Below are 17,720 nucleotides of genomic sequence, written 5' to 3'. Positions count from 1 at the left end.
CGCATGATTCCCCGCGCGATTCGCCTATCCCTTATGGTCGTCGCGCTCACGGGCGCCCGCCCGGTCAACGTAATGGCTGATGACGCCACCGCGAAGCCAAGTCACACCTCTTGGGCGCCGACCGACGCCCGGCAGTACGGCGACTGGCGCTCGAGCCGCATCGGTGGCGGTGGGTTCATTCAGAACGTCGTCCTTCACCCGACCGATGCCAACCGTGCCTACGCCTACACCGACGTCAGCGGGCCGTACCGCAGCGACGACGGGGGCAACACGTGGCGGATGTTGCAGGGAAACCTGCCGGCCCGGCGCGGCAATTACTCTACGCGCGGCCTCGTTGTCGATCCGCGCAACCCGGACCACCTCATCGTCGCCCTTGGCTCGGCATGGGATCCGCAAGAGGGCGTCTACGTCAGCACTGATGGCGGGGCGACGTTCGAGCAGACGCTCAAGGCCAGTTTCGTCAACGGCAGCCGCCGCAACTCAGGCTTCGTGCTGGCGCGCGACCCGAGCAACCCCGACGTCGTCTACGCCGCCGCCATCAACACCGGCGTGCATCGGAGCGACGACAACGGCAAGACGTGGACGAAGCTGGGCCCCGAGGGACTCAACCCCGGTGGGCTCGTGGTCGATCGGGCGAACCCCGAGCGGCTGTGGCTCAGCACCGTACCGCGGAAGGATTGGGTCCACCAGAAACATCTGGAGTTCCCAGGTGGATTCTATCGCACGCAGGACGGTGGCGCGTCGTGGAAGAAACTCGACGATGAAGGGCCGAAGGAGATCTTGCAGGATCCCAAGAACCCGGCCCGCCTGTACGGCACCTTTGACGGTAAGCCTGGCGTTCGCATTAGCACCGACGCCGGCGCCACTTGGCAGCCGCTCGTCGAGGGGCTGGACACGAGCGGCGCGACGTGGAAGGGGGCCGAGGGCTGGAACGCGCTGGCCGCCGGTCCCAATTTCGTCGTGGTCGCCAATGGGGACGGCATGTTCTTCCGCATGCCTGCCGGTGGTGCCAAGTGGCAGCGCATCGAGCGAGAGGGCATCCACGACGCCGGCTGGTACGCATCATCGGAGAACGACAAAAAGGACGGCGGCTGGACGCACTTCGGCAAAGCGCTCGGCACCGTCACCATCGATCCGCGCGACCCGAACCACTGGTTCTTCACGGACTGGTACGCGCTCTACCAAAGCCACGACGGGGGCAAGAACTGGAAGCTGAGCATCGATGGCATTGAGGTCACGGTTATCCACAACCTCCTGCAGGACCCGACCGACCCGGGCCTCGTTCACCTGGGCATGGCCGACAACGGCTACTTCCGCAGCACGAACGGCGGTGAGACGTTCGACCAGGTGCGCTTGGCGGCGAACATCAAGGATTTGACCGCAAGCCCCATGGAACTGAACCGCCTGTGGGGCGTGGGGCCGAGCGAGCCGGGCGCGTGGGCGGCCAACCTGGTTTACGCCAGTGCCGACCGCGGGCAGACGTGGTCGAAGTCGCCGATGGAAGGCCTGCCCGACATGGGCAAACACCGTTGCAACTCGATCGCCGCCGATCCGCGCGAGGCGGGCGTGCTGTACCTGGCCGTGTCGGGCGAGGTGGAGCCGGACAAGGGGGGCGTCTACCGCAGCGACGACGGGGGCGGCTCGTGGCGCTGGGTGGGCCAGGGCTTGCCGAACGGGACGAAGTTCTTCCGCGACGATATTTGGGCGATCGGTCGTGAGATCGCGATCGGTGCCGACGGTGTGCTGGTGGCAATCAGCCGCGATGGGCGGCACGTCTACCGTTACGACCCCGCAGCGGCGGAATGGGCGAAGGCGAGCCTCGACCTGCCGAACGGCACCCGTCCCATGAGCGTCGCCGCCGACTGGACGACGCCTGGTCGGTTTGCGATTGGCGTGTCTGGCGATGCCAAGGCTGCGGGCGTCTACGTCAGCGATGACGCCGGCCGCACGTGGCAGCGCACGTACGATCGCACCGGCGCGTCTCACGTCACGTTCGACCGTGCCGTGCCGAACCGCGCGGCAGCGGCGACCATGGATGGCGTGATCGTCTCGACCGACGGCGCACGTAGCTGGCAGGTGCTTGATCGATCGCTGCCCGAACGCGTCGACGCCAACCCGATGGCCTTCGCCGGTGACCGGCTGGTCATTGGCAGTGCCGGCGCCGGCGCGTTCTGGATCCCCCTCACCCCCGCTGCGGCTGCGCCCGTCGCGGCCAAGCCCGAACCGGCGAAGCGAGCCGTGTCGTTCGATGACGATGCGACCGCAACCCACGGCGCCGCCGACGAGAGCGGCGTGCTGGCCAACGGCAATTTCTCGACCGGTGACGCTGCGCCCGACGAATGGTCGCTTGGCTGGAAGACCACCGCCGACAAGTTCAAGTTGCAGCGGGACACGAACGACTTCGTCAGCGCCCCCGCGTCGATGGCCTTCGCGACGATCGCCGGGCCGGCGCACGGTTCGGCGGCGCAAGCGCTGAAGCTCGACCGGCTGGGTGGTGACAAGGCGTTCCGAATTTCGCTGTCGACCAAAAGCCAGCCGGCAGGTGTCGGGAAGGAATTTGAGCTGGCGCAGGTCGTCATTCAGGCGATGGACGACCAGTACAAGCAACTAAGCTGGGAGATCGTCGCCGACCTGACAGGCGTGCGGGACTGGCAGCAATTTTCGAAGCGCGTGCGGCTGCCGGCCAACACGCGCCACGCCTCGGTCATGCTGATGATCCAAGGCGACGGTAAAGCGTGGCTGGACGACGTTGTCGTGCGCCCGGCGACGCCACCGGCCGGCGCGGACATGGCCGCGCCGGCCGAATCGCCCGCGGTTCGCATGCAGGCTGACGTGCCGCACGCGTGGGCGTCGGTTCCCATGGGGGCCGGTGGGTTCGTCACCGGCGTGGTTACTCATCCTGCGGATGCCGACCTGCTGTTGATCCGCACCGACGTGGGCGGCGCGTTCCGGCGCGACTATGCCGGCAACCGCTGGACGCCGCTGATGGACGGTCTGCCGTTCGAGGTGAAGAACTTCCAGGGTGTGGAAGGGCTGGCCGTCGCGCCGGGCGACCCAAACGTGATCTACGCCGCCGCAGGGGCCAGCCGCTGGGAGAAGAACGCCGACGTGATCAAAAGCGTCGATGGCGGGCGCACGTGGCAGCGCACCAACCTGCGCACGCCCGACGGAAAGGACGTGACGATGGAGGGAAACGGCGCCGACCGACAGGGGGGCGAGCGGCTCGCCGTCCACCCGGTCGACGCCAACATCGTCTACTTCGCGTCGCGCAACGACGGCCTGTTCCGCACGACCGATGGCGGCGTGAGCTGGTCGCCGGTCGACTCGTTCCCCACGCGGGGTGAAGCGTGGCGCGGCCTGACGTTCGTCACCTTCGCGCCGGCCGATGGCAAAACGTCGTCCGTCACGCCGGCGGTTTACGTCGGCGCGGCCCCCGATAAGAAGAACCGCGCCGCCTCGCCCGGCGGCATTTATACGAGCGGCGATGCCGGCCGCACCTGGAGGCGCATTACCGGCAGTGGCACCAACGGTCCGGTCGAAGGCTTCTCCCCCATGCGCGGCGAGGCCGGGCCGGACGGCGCCTTCTACGTCGCCGGTCGCGGTGACGACGGCACCGGTGGCGTGTGGCGGTTGCACGGTAGCGTGTGGCAGGACATCACCCCCGAGAAGGGCAAGAGCTACGCCGGCATCGCCGTCAGCGCCGCCGACCCCAGACTGATCGTGGTCGGCGAGGCGAAGGGGGCGTACAACTCGGCCCTGTACCGCTCGCGCGATGGCGGCGCGACGTGGGACCGCTTCACCGCGCAGACGAAGAACTGGACCGTCGAAGGGTGGCCGGGCTGGCAGGGGCGCGCGGCGGCGTTTGCGAGCCCATCCGACATCGCGTTCGACCGGCGCAACCCGAAGCGCATCTGGGCCGGCTTCTGGTACGGCGCGTGGAGCTGCGACGACATCACCGCCGACCGGCCCGTGTTCCGCAGCGAGCATCCCGGGCTTGAACTGCTCTGCATCAACGACCTGATCTGCCCGCCCGTGCCCGCGGCGCCGCTGCTGAGCGCGGTGCTGGACACGGATGGCTTCGTCCACACGTCACCGATGGACGGCGAGCCGACCGCAGCGCTGTCTGCCAATCCTGCGAAGGAGGACAATCGATACCCCTGGGGCATCGGCGACACGTCGAAGATCGACTTCTGCGAAACGCAGCCACTGCACATGGCGCGCACGGCCGGTCACAAGGAAGGAAAACACGGCACCGCCTTCACGTCGCGCGACGGTGGTCAGACCTGGACGCCGGTCGCGACCCAGCCCTTCGACGGCGCGCGCAACGGGCGGATCGCCGTGTCGGCGACCAACCCGGACGTGATGGTCTGGGCGCCGATGGGCGACGACGCCGCCGTCTATCGCACGGCCGACCTCGGCAAGACTTGGACGCTCGCAGCGGGCGCGCCCGAGGGCATGATTTACGGCGGGTTCATCTACCCGCTGTACCAGCCGCTCGTCGCCGATCGCGCCAGGCCCGACACGTTTTACATCTACGACCGCCGGGACGGAAAATTCTTGCGCAGCACGGACGGCGGAGCGAACTTCAAGCATATTGCCGACTTGCCGCAGCAGGGATCGGAACACTTCACGCAGCACACGCTCGCTGCCGCGCCCGGAATCGAGGGCGAGCTGTGGCTGGCGGCCGACGACAAAGGTCTGTTTCGTTCTACCGATGGCGGCGAGCGATGGACAAAGCTGACGGGCATCACCCGGGCCTACCGAATCGCGGTCGGCCCGAGCCTGTTCGGCAACAGGACGGCGACGACGTACGTGTTCGGCGAGATCGCCGGTTCGACCACGCCAGGCATGGCACTATATCGCTCGACCGACGCCGGCGCGACTTGGGCCCGCGCTAACGACGACCGCGTCGCGATGGCCAATCCGAACGTGATCGCAATCGACCGGCAACATCCCGGACGCGTGTACGTCGGAACCGGCGGTCGCGGCATCTTCGTCGGCACACCGACGGCCACCCCAGCCCCAGCGACCGTGAAGCCGGCTGCGATGGTCGACATCCAACCGCCTCCCTCGATGATGCTGCTGCCGGCGGAGTGGAAGCGCCTGCCGGATGTCATCGCTGCGGATCCGAACGCGCAAGCAGTGCTGGCACGCCTGGTCGCACGTGCCGAGATGGCGTTGGCTGTCACGCCGTCTCCGATTCCCGTGCTTGTTTACCAGGGATACTTGGAAGCCCACCCGGATCGTGTGCTCACCAAGGCCGCACTGGGGGATATGGATCACCTCCGGGCCCTCAGTTGGGCATGGGCCGCAACTGGAGAGGAGCGTTTTGCAGATAAGGCCGTGCAGCTTCTAGTGGCGTGGGTTAGCACGTATGAGCCGACGGGCAACTCGATCAACGAGAACAAACTCGACGCCACAATTACCTCGTACGACCTGCTGCGCGACCGCCTGACGCCCGATGAACGCCAGCGGACCGAAACGTGGCTGCGGAAGATGGCGGACCTGCAAATCCGCACGGGCAATATCGGCGAGAACGACAACTGGGGTGCCAAGCGGCTGAAGATCGTGCTGCTGATCGGCGCCGCGCTCGGGGAGCAGAAGTGGGTGGACCATGGCGTGGCGGGCGCCAAACGGTTGATCGCCGCCGGTCTTCATCCCGACGGCACCAGCGAGGACCTCCACCGCCGCGATGCGATGAGCTACCACACCAGTTGCCTGAAGAACCTGATGGAACTGGCGCTGGCCGCCCGTCGGTCGGGCGGAGCAGGTCTGTACGACTACAAGTCACCGAGCGGTTCCTCGATCCGCGGATCGGTCGACTACGTCGTGCCGTACGCGAAGGGCGAGCAGCAACACTCTGAGTGGGACAGTTCGAAGGAACCACTCGACCGACAGCGATGGGAGGCGGGCGACACCTATTACCGGCCTGGCAAGCCGTGGGATCGTCGCCGCGGAAGGGAGATGTTCATACTCGCGTCATACTTCGACGCACAGTTGGCGCCACTCGTTGACCTGCTGGCCACGGTGGAGCCGGCACCCATTTCGGGACCGCCGTCCCCGGACGAAGAGTGGCTGCGCGTTTTGCTACGCACAGCGTCTTCAACCGGCTCGTGAATCGATCCTTCCCAGCCAGCGCGTCACCGGCTCGTCGGTCCAAATCAACAGTATCGTCGGTCCAATGCTGCGGATGGCTGTCACACAAACCATATCGCCACTCGGCAAAGCTGTAGTTGCCTTGGCGGTTAGGAATGAACGTACGCACGCGCCCGTCGGTCAGGTGTTCGCCGTACCCGACGTCCAACGGCAAGGCCAGCCCGCAGGACCACATCGACCAACCGAGCAACGCCACGGCAGAGCGAGCGGGCGTCCGATGTGGGGTTGTGACGCATAGCAGGGTCACGGTCAACGACCTGCTGGTCGAGCAGGCGACGTGGCTGCGCGTGACCGGTGACGCGGCGCTACCTGCTCGCTGCCTGCGCCTGGCCGCCACCGAGCGGACCGAGGAGGGGCTGGTGATGGGCGTCTGCCCCTCGCCCGGCAATCGGTCGCTGGCGTTCCCCGCGACGAACTTCTTCATGGCAATGATGCTTGCCGAGCATTACGCCTACACCGCAGACGCAACGGTGGTCGCCGAGCAGATCGAAGCGATGACGCGTGTGTTCGCCGTCGCGCGGGGGTGGGAGGACGCCGGCGGGTTGATCGTCGCGCCGCCGGGCGTGTGGAACTTCGTTGAGTGGTCGTACACGTTCAACGCGGGCGGCGAGCGCGATTTGGGCAACGGCCGGGCGACGGCGGTGCTGAACTGGTACTACGCCGACGGCCTGCGGACGACGGCGGACCTGCTAGTGATGCTCGGGCGCGGCGACGGGGCCGCCGGGCTCGTCAGGCGGGCCGACACGGTCGCGGCGGCCATCGACGCGCGGCTGTGGTCCGAAGCCCTCGGCGCGTACGCGGACTGGGAAGGCGCAGACGCCCCGGCGAGCCAACTGCCGCAGGCGATCGCCTTGCTGTCGGGGCTCGCTCCGCAACATCGTCGTGATGCGCTGGTCGCTGCGATTGCGGCCGACGACCTGCTGGCGCCGGAACTGTACCTGCACCACCTCGTGTTCGGTGCCATGACCGCCGCGGGGCGGGTGGCGGCGGCGCTGGACCGCGTGCGGCGGCACTGGGGGCCGATCGTCGCCGGGGGGTCACCGACGATCTGGGAGTTCAACGTCCACGACCACGGCGAAGCCGCGTTCGGCTCGTCCGGCAGCCTTTGCCACGGCTTTGCGACCGGTCCGATCGATCTGTTCACCGGTGGCGTGCTCGGCATCGTGCCGCTGTCACCGGGGTTTGCCCGGTTCGCCGTGCGACCGCAGTTGGATGGTATGACGTACGCCCGCGGCAGCGCGTCTGTCCGACGCGGCCCTGGATACTCCTGACCAGTACATTGCGGCTGAGGCATTCGGGGGGCCCTCCCGGTTGTTTCTGTGGCCCTCGGACCTCGATACCGCTACGTCCACCTATCGGATGCCGGTTGGCGCCAACAACAGCGATGGCCAACGCCACTTGACCCTCGGTGGAACGGGAATTATTTGGACAAGAGCGTGGCTGCTAACGCGCTCCGAGAGGCTGTACCTTGGAAGTTCGCGAACGTCCGCGAGTCTTCTAACTGCCTGCTGCTGGTGGAAAAGAGTGCCGCGGCGCTTGGAAGCACTGCCGTCATCGTCCGTCGGGCTCGGGATCAGCTGCGCGCTCCGGCCGGTGGGTTTGACGTTGCGACGATCAAGCTCCACAGCCGCACGTTCAACTACCTTTTTGTCGACGGACACGCCGCGCGACTTGCGCCCGAGGAAACCGTCAACCCGGTCAACCCCAAGCTTCGTACCGATCCGATTCTTAACAGTGGTGAATCGCTCGGCGCGTGGACGGTGGCACCCAACGATTAATGCCGCGCGGACCGTCCGCCGCACGCCTACTCACCCCCACGGTGTCGCCACGGCACCGATGACGATCCACGGCACGCGAGGGGGACCAAAAACAACCACATGAGGTTCCCGAAATGACTTTCTGCCCGCGCGCCATCCTGCTCCTGCTCGTGTCGGCCTGTGCCTCACACGTTCAGCAATCGGTGGTCCATGCCGCGGCGCCCATGACCACGATCCGCCCGCTGCCGGCCGATGCTCGGATCACCACCGACTTCGCGACCGACACCGGCAAGGGTCCCGAGGCGCTAACCGACAACGACCCCAAGACGTTCCTGTTTCCTGCACCCAATTCAGCCGCTCGGCCCGCAACGCCGAAGCTGCGGTTTCTGACGCCGCTCACGGACTTGGCGGGGGTTGCTACAGGCGACGCTGAACCATTCAAGAACTACTACGCGCAGGAGATGCGGTTCTACGTTGATACCGATGGCGACGGGTACTGTGAGATGTACGTCGGATCGACAAGCGACTTAGGCCCTGGGTCCGAATCGCGCGGCACGCATCTGTTTGGGCGCAAGCCTGAGGTTGCCCATGGTTTGGACATCTTCGTCGTCCGCCAGCACCGGGCGGGCGTGCAACGGGCATTCACGTTGAACGAACTTCAACTGGTTCATTCGCCCGATGCCTTCGGCGATCCGGCGCTCGCCGAGCCCGCCGACGGGCCCGCGCGCAGTGGCCCGCCAACCGTCAATCCAAACGTGCCGACGCCCACCGTCGTGCTCGACATGGCGCAGAAGCCGCGTCTTCGCCTCAACCGCGATAAGGCCAACAAGCAGGAGGCGCGGCTCATCGACAGTGCGGGGCAGGCCGCGTATCGCGTCACGTGGCTCGCCGACAGTAATGAATCGTTCGCGGAGATCGTGCTCCTCGGTGAGCCACCGCTACTGCACGGGTTCGGCGCTGGAACGGTGTTGTCGGTCCCGGTGAACGCCGATGCCTTTCCTGGCTTCCGGTCGATTGGCGCGCGCGTCCGTGATGCGAACGGCGAGACGTTCCGCTGGTCCGCCGAGCTCGATCCGAACGCGTCGGGCTAGCAGGACGTGCGCATCGCGCTCGAACCGACGACGCACCAAGGCAACTGGGGCGGCAGCGAAGCGGGGCGCGGCACGATCGATTCGCCGGTAAAACTCGTATCGCTCACGCTGACGGCCCCCACAGGGTTTGAGGGCCCGGGAACGGTGCTCATGGGCACCGTCCGCCGCAACGAAGTGACCGCCAGTGACGTGCCGTTCGGTGAACGGATGAACAGCGTTACGGTCAACGTAACCGGTCCGCGCAAGGCGGCCATCATCACCAAAGGGGAAGAGCGCGAGCTGAAGGTTCATCTCGCGAACGACGGCGGATTCCCCGTCCCGCTGTCACTTAGTGCCGCGCTGCGGTCGTACGACCGGCAGACCGCGCAGTGGTCGCACGGCGAGCAGGTAACGCTTGAGCCGGGGGAGAAGGCGTCGGTCCCATTCAACCTCGCGCTGCCGCAGATGGGGTGGTGGTCGTACGAATTAACCATGGCTGACGGAAGCGATTCAGCGAACGTCAAAAAGGTCGAGGGCACCGTCGCCTACATCGACGCCGTCGGCCCACGGCCACGGACGCCCGACGACTTCCAGTTTGGCATCGGCGGCATGGGCGCCTCCGATGACACCGCCGCCGCTGGCGTTCTGATCGGTGGTGACTGGACGCGTGGCGGGTTGAACTGGAACGAGGTTGAGAAGGTCCAAGGGACGTTTGACTGGCGCAAGCTGGACGAACAGGTTGCGCGTGCGGAACAGTTCGGCTACGCCTATCAGCACCTCCTGGGCTACGGCAATATCTGGGCTGCCCGCCCCGGCTACGTGGAAAAGTACAAGCCGAAAGACGGGTGGTGGGCCAACACGCTCGCCCCTCAACTCGAACCGTGGCGCAACTTCGTCCGCACCGCGGCCGAACGTTACAAGGGGCGAGTTCACTACTGGGAGATCTGGAACGAGCCGGACCTGTCCGGGTTCTTCAAGGGCACGACCGACGACTACATCGAACTGCTGCGGACTGCCCACGCGGAGATCAAGTCGGCCGACCCACAGGCCAAGGTCTGGACGGCCGGCTTTGCCACGGTGGGTGGCCACGGTGGCCACAATCTGAACCAAGGCTTGCAGCGGCGCGTGATCGCCGAGGCGCAGGATGCGTTCGACGCCATCGCCCATCATGAGCACGGCACCTTCCGCGGATTCCAACAGGCCATTGACGGGGAACTTGCGGACATGATGAAGGCGTTGCGGTCGCCAAAGCCACTGGCCTTCAACGAGACCGCCATCGATGCCCAGCGCGGGCTTGAGTTCCAGGCTCGCACACTGGTGAAGAAGATCACCTACGCCAAGGCGCGCGGTGGGAAGTACTACTCGTGGTTCCACATCTATCGGTCGAACGACCACGAAGGCTTCGGAATGTTGAACAACGACTTCCAGCCGCGCCCGATCTATCCGGCATTTAACGAGGTCGTTCGACAGCTGCGCAACAAGGCGTACCTGGCCGACGCGCCGCTGGGCGCCGGGCGATATGCGCTGCAGTTCGGCGACGGTACCGATCAGGTGATCGTCGCCTGGCGCGAGGACGATGATGTCGCCGACGCGTTGGCGGCCGTGCGCCTGCCGACCGGCGCGACGGCCACGCGCGTCGATACCATGGGAAACGGAACACCGTTAGGCACCGCCGATAGCTCGGGGACTGCAATGTTCGCAATTGCCGAGGAACCGGCGTACATCGTCGTGAGGGGTGCGGGCAAGAAGGCCCTGCCCGTCGAGCTCGTGCTGTCGCCGCTGGCGAACGTGCCGGACGACCGATCGGACGTGCTGCAGGTGACTGCCGTAAGTCTAAATCAGTTGCCCGTGATGGCTACCGTCGGCACTTCGGGTGAGCTGAAGGACGGTGCCGTGGAGGTGCCGCTGCCGGACGATGTTGATGGCAAACCGGCGTCGGCGGTGATGCTGAACGTGTCTGTCGCCGGTGCACAGCATGCGCTGCGCATACCGATCAAACGCACCGTCACGGTTCCACTCGCATCGCCCGACGGTCGCAGGCCAGATTTTCTGCTGCAGGACCCGGAGCAGATCGTCAGCTTCTTCAAAAATGACCCCGGCACCGCCCACCGCGACTGGAAGGGCCCAGCCGACCTCAGTGCTCGTGCGTGGCTCGCGATCGAAGATGGCGCGCTGCGTGTGCGCGTCGACGTCAGCGACGATCGCGCGCACCAACCGTTCACCGGCAACGACATCTGGAAGGCCGATAGCTTGCAGATCGGCATCCAACCGCCCGGGGCGGCCGGCTTCTACGAGATCGGCGTCGCGGCTCGTCCTGATGGTGCTGGCCAAGGGCAGGTTGTTGTGCTCAACCGTCCGAGTGGCGCGCCGACGGGGGATCTGAACAAGAACGCCACCGTGACCGCTACGTCCCGTGAAGGCGGAGTCTTGTATGAGCTTTCGCTTCCGCTCGCAGGCGTCGGATTGACCGACACGGCGATTCAGGACGGCTTCCGGTTCAACCTGATCGTCAACGACAGCGACAACGACGGCGCCGGCCGCGACGGTTTTATACAGGTCGCACCGGGCATCGGCCTGTTCAAGGACGCCCAGCTGTTTCCCATCGTCCGGTTTCGTTGAGCCGGTCCGAACCGCGCCACGCAGGCAGGCGCTTAAGGTTCGCTAGGAAGATTTGCAGCAAGTCTCGCTAGCGGCCTTGAGTTCCTTCGTGCGATGCGGGCCAATGCCACCACCCGGAGAATCCCGGTCCTGCTGATGTGGGCCGCGGCCAGCGACTGGCACGTGGCCGAGGCTCGCACGTTGGGCGTGGAGCGGATCATTAGCGTCGATGACCTTGCAATCAACCGTCGGGCATTTCGAAGGCCCACGTTCGCCGACATTACCGGTTAACACCAGACGGTGGCTGACCAGCCCATAGGCGTCATCGCCCGTTGCGGAACTGGTGGCGGTAGGACGAGGGAGTTACGTCAAAACTCGTGCGGAAGGCGGCGGACAATTTCGCAGCGTCGCCAAAGCCGGCGGCCGCGGCGATAGCTGGCATGTCATCGTCGCTCGTCGCGAGCAGGCGTTTGGCGCGATCGAGGCGGACGCGTCGCATCTCCTCGGCAATGCCGCGGCCGACGGCGGCACGGAACCGGCGCTCCAACGTTCGCCGGGGAACCGGCACCGCGGCCAGCACGGCAGCGACGTCCACGCGCACCGGTTGGGCCGCGTGGATCAACCGAAGGACGGCGGCGACGTCCGGGTCGCCAACGGCGACCGCGTCGCTCGACTGCCGCGTCACCACGCCGACCGGTGGCAACAACAGGTCGCGGTCCGGCAGGGGCGCCCCATGCATCATGCGGTCCAGGAGCGCCGCGGCCTCGTACCCGATACGCTCGGCCGCGGTCGCCACGCTCGACAACCGGGGCTGCGCCAACAGGCAGAGGATGTCGTCGTCGTCCACGCCGACCACCGCTACCTGTTCGGGTACCTGCACGTCGGCCATGCGGCATGTCTCCAGCAGGCGCAGCGCCCAGTTGTCGCTGAGGGCGAAGACTGCGACCGGCTTGGGCAGTTCCAACACCCAATCCCGCAGATGTGGGCCACCATCGGACCAGAGCACGCCCGGGTTAAACTCTTCGTCTCCCTCGGGTTGTTGGTATACCGCGTAGGTCCGACCCGCCTCGGACAAGGTGTCGGCAAACCCCTGCTCGCGGAGGCGCACAAAATGGGCGTGCGTGCGGCCTCGGATGAACCCGAACGACCGGTACCCGCGGTCCAGAAAGTGCTCTGCGGCCAATCGACCAACCTGCGTGTCCTTCAAGCCGATCCGTGGGCAACGTTCCGATGGGTTCAACCACTGGAACACCTCGACGACCGGGCGGCCAAGGTCTAAGACCCGCTGGCGAATCGCCTCGTCGGACGTGCCCAGGATAATCCCCTCCGGCCCCCACTCCTGCACGTGCGCCAGAAGATGTTGTGCCGGCCGAACCGCTTGGCACAGCCAGTCGACTGACGGCGTCGCATAATGACGGACCCCTCGCAGCACCTGCTCCTGGTAACCCGGGTAACGTTCAATCAGTAAGGCGACACGTGCTAAGGCCATTCTCCGACAACTTAACTGGCGTCAGACGGTAAAAAAATAGACGTAAAACAGAAAAATTTGGGCCGTATATTTCATCGCGTTCAGCATTGTGCTGATCCGGCTTCCATCTCTATGGACTCACCTATCGCGATGTTTCAGGAGGGTTTCGTGAAATTTACGAATGCATATCGTTGTCTGGCCGTGCTGTTGGGTCTCGGGTGTTTGGCGGTGAATAGCACCAGCCATGCCGCCCTGCTGGCCTCTGATTCGTTCATCGTCGGTGACGGTCAATACGCCACCGGCAACGTCGGTGGGCAGGCCCCGACCGTTCTCGGTTTCAGCGGCGCATGGTCGACCGTGTTTGGAACGACCGACATCACGGAGACTGGCCTGTCCCGGGCGGGCGCGACCGTCAGTGGCACGACTCAAGGTGGCGCATTGACGAAAACCGACGGCGGCGGTCGGGCATTCCGGGATTTCACCACCACGACCTCCGATTCGTTCGTTGGCACCCGCTACCTGAGCTTCCTCGTCCAGTTCACCGGCATGACCACCAACTACCGCGCCATCGAGCTGTACAACGGCGGCACGGATGACGGCAGCAACCGTAAGCTCCAGGTTGGCTTCAGCGAAAGTGACACCGGCAGCAGCACCAACTTTGGCGTGCGCGTCAACAACGCCGTGTCGCAGGGCAGCAACGTCGCGTTCAACCAAGACGTGAACCTGTTCGTGGTCAAGTTCGAACTCTCGGCCACGAACAACGGTGACACGATCTCGCTGTTCATCAACCAGGCCGACGAATCCGGCCCAGCTAATGCCGTGGTCAGCGGTGTGAACTTCGGTGGGTTTGACCGCTTTGCGTTCGGCAAGTTCACCGGCGGCGGCACCGACAACGGCCTGGCTGCCGACGAGATCCGTCTCGGCGACACCTTTGCCGACGTCGCGACCGTCCCCGAGCCGACCTCACTGGCGCTGGTCGGACTGACCGGGCTGGGCCTGATGGGGCGGCGTCGTCGGTCGATGTGATGCGTTCACTGCATCTTCATTTCGCCGCAAGGCTGGCCAAGAGCCGGCCTTGCGGCATGTCGGTTCGCGGTGGTTCGAGCCGGCTCGGTCGACACGGAAAAGGGCGAGTACCATGTCCGATCTCGATATGATCGGCCTGCAGGCGGCAGGCTCCGAAACGGGGCGAGGCAGGGGGTTCACCTTGGTTGAACTGCTCGTCGTCATCGGCATCATCGCCGTGCTGATTAGCATTTTGCTGCCGTCGCTGAACAAGGCGCGCGAGGCGGCCCAGCGGACGGCGTGCTTGGCCAACCTTCGCCAGATCGCCACGTTTCAGCAGCTCTACGCCAACGAGAACCGCGACCAGATCACCGTCGGTTACTCCACCTACACCAGTTATGGGCAGTCGATCGTCGACGCGCCCTCCACCGGCCCGCGATTCATCGCCAACGGTATGCTCGTCAAGGCGGGGCTGGTCCGCGACGGGCGCATCTTTTACTGTCCGAGCAATATCTGGCCGTACACCCAGTACGACACCGAACTGAATCCTTGGCCAAAGGACATCAACGCCTTGGTGGCGGGCCAGTACACCTTCTCGGCATATACGACGCGGCCGATCCGCGATTACGACGGCAACGACGCCACCGTCATCGCGCGGGGCGTGCCGCGCGACCCGGCAACCGGGCATTACAATTACGCGAAGATGACCAAACAGCGAAACGTCGCCTTGGTCGCCGACGTCTTTATGAGCCCGCAGGACGTCGTGACGTGCCACCGGAAGGGACTGAACGTCGCCTACTCCAACGGCTCGGCCAAGTGGGTGCCTTATTCCGTGATCGAAGGCAACCTGAAGAACGTGCCGTCCGGCTTCGCGTCGCCCGCCTCGTTCTACAACAAGTTCTTCCTGCAGACCGATCCCGCCCAACCGGCTCAGGGCGCGTGGCTCGATATGGATCGATTCTGAAACCCACGTGCTTTTTCTTTAACCACCACGGCATAAACGACCTAGCGCCCGCACCGTTAAGGATTCGACTTGACTACAGATATTCACCAGCGGCGACAACGCCGCATGATGCAGTGGTTCTCGCCCGCCCGCCTCGGACTGTTTTATCACTGGGGGCTGTTCACCGGTGGTGGCAGCAGCGAGTCGGGCGGTTCGCAGCGACCGCTGCGCTACGCCACGCCCGCCGACCTTGAGGCGGCCGCGCCCGACCCCGACATGGTGGCGGCCAACCTGATCGACACGGCCGTCCGCATCGGCGCGCGGTACGTGACGTTCACGGTCCTGCACACGTGCGAGATGTACTGCGCGATGTACCCGACGCGCGTGCCGGCCTTTGCGCTGCACACGCAGATCGACTACGTCGGCGCACTCGTCGGCGCCGGGCAACGGGCGGGCGTGCGCGTGCTGTGCTACCTGCCCGCCGGCGGGCCACCGAGTGATCCATCGGGGGATTGGAAGCACGGCGTGCCGGCCGAGTATTGCAACGACGCCGCGTACGAACCGAAGTTGAGAGCACTGATCACCGAACTGCACGAGCGCTACGGCGACGGCATCGCCGGATTCTGGCTCGACGGGAACAACAAGGCGTGGGGCATCGGCCCGCACATCCGTGGCTTGTGGCCCGACGCGATCGTCATCAGCAACAACGACACCGGCCTGATGGGCGACGACGTCGATGCCGCCAGCCTGGAACTGGTTCCCGATTTGTGCGAGCCGCGCTACAACCGTCCGGATGCCTACCGCAAGGCGCACCCACAGTGGTTCATCTTCCCGGCCAAGCGCGACTATATGGAAGACATCCCCACGCCCAATGCCTGGTGGCACGGCGCGCCGCACATTAGCCAGCGGCAACTGCTCGCCTCGCCGTACGTCACGGATCCGACGTACCTTGTGAAGGAGATGATCTGCACGCTCGGCCAGCGCGGCCAATGGAACTACACGCTCGGCCTTGGACCGTGCGTGGATGGTACCGCACCCGAGCTGTTTCAACCGATGCTCGACAACCTGCAGGATTTCATGGCCTGGGCCGCCCCGGCGATCTACGACACGACCGGTGGCGAGTGCAGCATGCTCCAACCGGGTTGGAGCACCTTTGGCGGGTTCTACTCGGTCACGGTCAGCCATGCCGATCCGGCCGTGCATTACGTCCTGGTGACCGAAGTGCCGCATACCGAACGGCTGCACCTACAAACGAACGGTTACGAAGCGGAGTCGATCATCGACCTGCACACTGGGCAACCGGTACCCTTCACGAACTGCGGCATGGTGCGAATCGAAGAGAAGACCGGCTGGGACGACGTCACGAAGTTCGGAGCCCGTGTGCTGCGCGTGCGCATGCGACGGGCCTGAGGCCAAGACGATCAGAACCTTAGAGTGAGCGGGGCCACTAAAAACAATCGAGGGATTTGCCTCTTTCGATTTATGAGGTATGTTCAGGTTAACGTTGGCACTACGGAGGGCAACGTTGGCATGGGCTGGGCAATGTGTTAGAGGGAATTGATGGGCGTAACGCTAAAAGACATTGCCAGTCAGACACAGCTGAGCATTCGTTCGGTCAGCCGCATCCTGAATCTGAACGAGGGGGAGATGTTCCGCCCTGAGACGCGGGACAAGGTTCTGGCGGCCGCCAAGCAACTCGGTTACCGCCCGAACACCATGGCTCGGGGCATGCGATCAGGCCGTCGGTCAGCGATCGGGTTGCTGCTTAGCACCGATGCTCAGCGTTCGGTCGTGCCCTTCGGCACTCTGGTTGGTTTAGAGCGGCACCTGAGCCGGCAGGGCCTCCAGTTGATCGTCGGCGAGGTGCCCGACGAGGATTTGTCCGACGATACGTACGTCCCCCGGCTTCTCCGCGAGTGGTCGACCGATGGCATGTTGATCGCCTACACGCAGAACATCCCCGACCGGGTGATGTCGCTGCTGCAGGAGTGCAGCGTGCCGTACGTCTGGTTGAACGCCAAAGTGGGCAATGACTGCGTGTTCCCCGACGATCACGGGGCCGCGGCGGCCGTCACCGAACATTTGCTTCGGTTGGGCCATCGGAAAATCGAGTATCTTTGCCACGTTCCCAATGCCCACTACTCGCGCGGCGACCGCCGGGCCGGGTACACCGCGGTGATGGAGGCGGCAGGATTGTCGCCCGTCATTCGGGAACAGGTGCCGGCCGGGCAGACGGTAACTGGAATGGACCTTCGCCCCCTGCTGGCGCGGTCGGATGGGCGGGCGACCGCTTACGTGGCTGGGTCGGCGATCGACGCGCGGGCGGCATACGTGGCAGCGCTGCGTCTCGGGCTCGAGGTGCCGCGGGATCTGTCCATCGTCGGCATCGTCGACGATGGCCGGGACCTGGATCTGGGCGGCCTGCAACTGACCGCCATGGACTGGCCGCGCGAGGCGCTCGGTGAATTGGCCGCCCGCTTGATCGTCGACAAGGTCGCCACCCCTGATGCGGTGCAGGCATGCCAAGCCGTGCCGTTCAACTTTCTGGAAGGCGGCTCGGCCGGCGTGCCGAATGGATAAAGCTGGCGAGCGATCACTTAAGTTAAGCATTTCAAGCGTCCTTGCCCACGGTGGCGCGGACGCAATGTCACATCAGTTCTAATTGAACGGGAGAATGGAAATGAGTCTGAAGAGTGGAACAATGCGTGGGTTTGCCAACGTTG

The 17,720-nt window shown here is 65.2% G+C and carries 10 protein-coding genes; 9 read left to right on the top strand and 1 reads right to left on the bottom strand.

Annotated features, from left to right (window positions below):
- Positions 1 to 3 precede the first annotated feature (3 nt).
- The 5 genes from VGN72_03025 to VGN72_03005 all read left to right on the top strand — a co-directional run bounded on the left by VGN72_03025 (position 4) and on the right by VGN72_03005 (position 11,602).
- Positions 4 to 6,117: an alginate lyase family protein gene (locus VGN72_03025; GenBank protein ID HEV7298310.1), complete on the top strand. Its 6,114-nt coding sequence runs from the start codon at positions 4 to 6 to the stop codon at positions 6,115 to 6,117.
- Between the two features lie 134 nt (positions 6,118 to 6,251).
- Positions 6,252 to 7,427, top strand: a complete 1,176-nt coding sequence (locus VGN72_03020; GenBank protein ID HEV7298309.1) for a hypothetical protein — start codon at positions 6,252 to 6,254, stop codon at positions 7,425 to 7,427.
- A 165-nt stretch (positions 7,428 to 7,592) separates the two neighbouring features.
- Positions 7,593 to 7,934 carry a hypothetical protein gene (locus VGN72_03015; protein HEV7298308.1) on the top strand — a complete coding sequence of 114 codons (342 nt, stop codon included), beginning with the start codon at positions 7,593 to 7,595 and terminating at the stop codon, positions 7,932 to 7,934.
- 113 nt (positions 7,935 to 8,047) lie between these two features.
- Complete coding sequence (locus VGN72_03010) at positions 8,048 to 9,004, top strand: hypothetical protein (GenBank protein ID HEV7298307.1); 957 nt, start codon at positions 8,048 to 8,050, stop codon at positions 9,002 to 9,004.
- A 6-nt stretch (positions 9,005 to 9,010) separates the two neighbouring features.
- On the top strand, positions 9,011 to 11,602 hold the full coding sequence (locus tag VGN72_03005; GenBank protein HEV7298306.1) for a sugar-binding protein: 2,592 nt from the start codon (positions 9,011 to 9,013) through the stop codon (positions 11,600 to 11,602).
- Positions 11,603 to 11,903: 301 nt separating this feature from the next.
- Here the strand turns inward: VGN72_03005 and VGN72_03000 are convergent, their stop codons facing one another.
- Entirely contained in the window at positions 11,904 to 13,070 is a 1,167-nt protein-coding gene (locus tag VGN72_03000) for a substrate-binding domain-containing protein (protein ID HEV7298305.1), read from the bottom strand.
- Between the two features lie 147 nt (positions 13,071 to 13,217).
- Between VGN72_03000 and VGN72_02995 the strand changes: the two genes are divergently transcribed.
- The 4 genes from VGN72_02995 to VGN72_02980 all read left to right on the top strand — a co-directional run bounded on the left by VGN72_02995 (position 13,218) and on the right by VGN72_02980 (position 17,577).
- Positions 13,218 to 14,075 (top strand): PEP-CTERM sorting domain-containing protein, encoded by an 858-nt coding sequence (locus VGN72_02995; protein HEV7298304.1) that lies wholly within the window; start codon positions 13,218 to 13,220, stop codon positions 14,073 to 14,075.
- A gap of 112 nt (positions 14,076 to 14,187) precedes the next feature.
- Positions 14,188 to 15,018, top strand: coding sequence for a type II secretion system protein (locus VGN72_02990; GenBank protein ID HEV7298303.1), 831 nt, complete (start codon positions 14,188 to 14,190; stop codon positions 15,016 to 15,018).
- Between the two features lie 69 nt (positions 15,019 to 15,087).
- Positions 15,088 to 16,407: an alpha-L-fucosidase gene (locus tag VGN72_02985; GenBank protein ID HEV7298302.1), complete on the top strand. Its 1,320-nt coding sequence runs from the start codon at positions 15,088 to 15,090 to the stop codon at positions 16,405 to 16,407.
- 150 nt (positions 16,408 to 16,557) lie between these two features.
- Entirely contained in the window at positions 16,558 to 17,577 is a 1,020-nt protein-coding gene (locus VGN72_02980) for a LacI family DNA-binding transcriptional regulator (protein ID HEV7298301.1), read from the top strand.
- Positions 17,578 to 17,720 lie beyond the last annotated feature (143 nt).

It is taken from the genome of Tepidisphaeraceae bacterium, from assembly GCA_035998445.1.
Lineage (GTDB): Bacteria > Planctomycetota > Phycisphaerae > Tepidisphaerales > Tepidisphaeraceae > DASYHQ01.
The sequence above is the reverse complement of the archived record's forward strand: the minus strand, read 5'-3'. Positions and strand labels throughout refer to the sequence as shown.

What these genes read in the sequence shown, in the direction of transcription:
- VGN72_03010 (HEV7298307.1), top strand. Translation starts at nt 8,048, where the DNA reads ATGACTTTCTGCCCGCGCGCCATCCTGCTCCTGCTCGTGTCGGCCTGT.
- VGN72_02990 (HEV7298303.1), top strand. Translation starts at nt 14,188, where the DNA reads ATGTCCGATCTCGATATGATCGGCCTGCAGGCGGCAGGCTCCGAAACG.
- VGN72_03000 (HEV7298305.1), bottom strand. Translation starts at nt 13,070, where the DNA reads ATGGCCTTAGCACGTGTCGCCTTACTGATTGAACGTTACCCGGGTTAC.
- VGN72_02980 (HEV7298301.1), top strand. Translation starts at nt 16,558, where the DNA reads ATGGGCGTAACGCTAAAAGACATTGCCAGTCAGACACAGCTGAGCATT.
- VGN72_03020 (HEV7298309.1), top strand. Translation starts at nt 6,252, where the DNA reads ATGAACGTACGCACGCGCCCGTCGGTCAGGTGTTCGCCGTACCCGACG.
- VGN72_03025 (HEV7298310.1), top strand. Translation starts at nt 4, where the DNA reads ATGATTCCCCGCGCGATTCGCCTATCCCTTATGGTCGTCGCGCTCACG.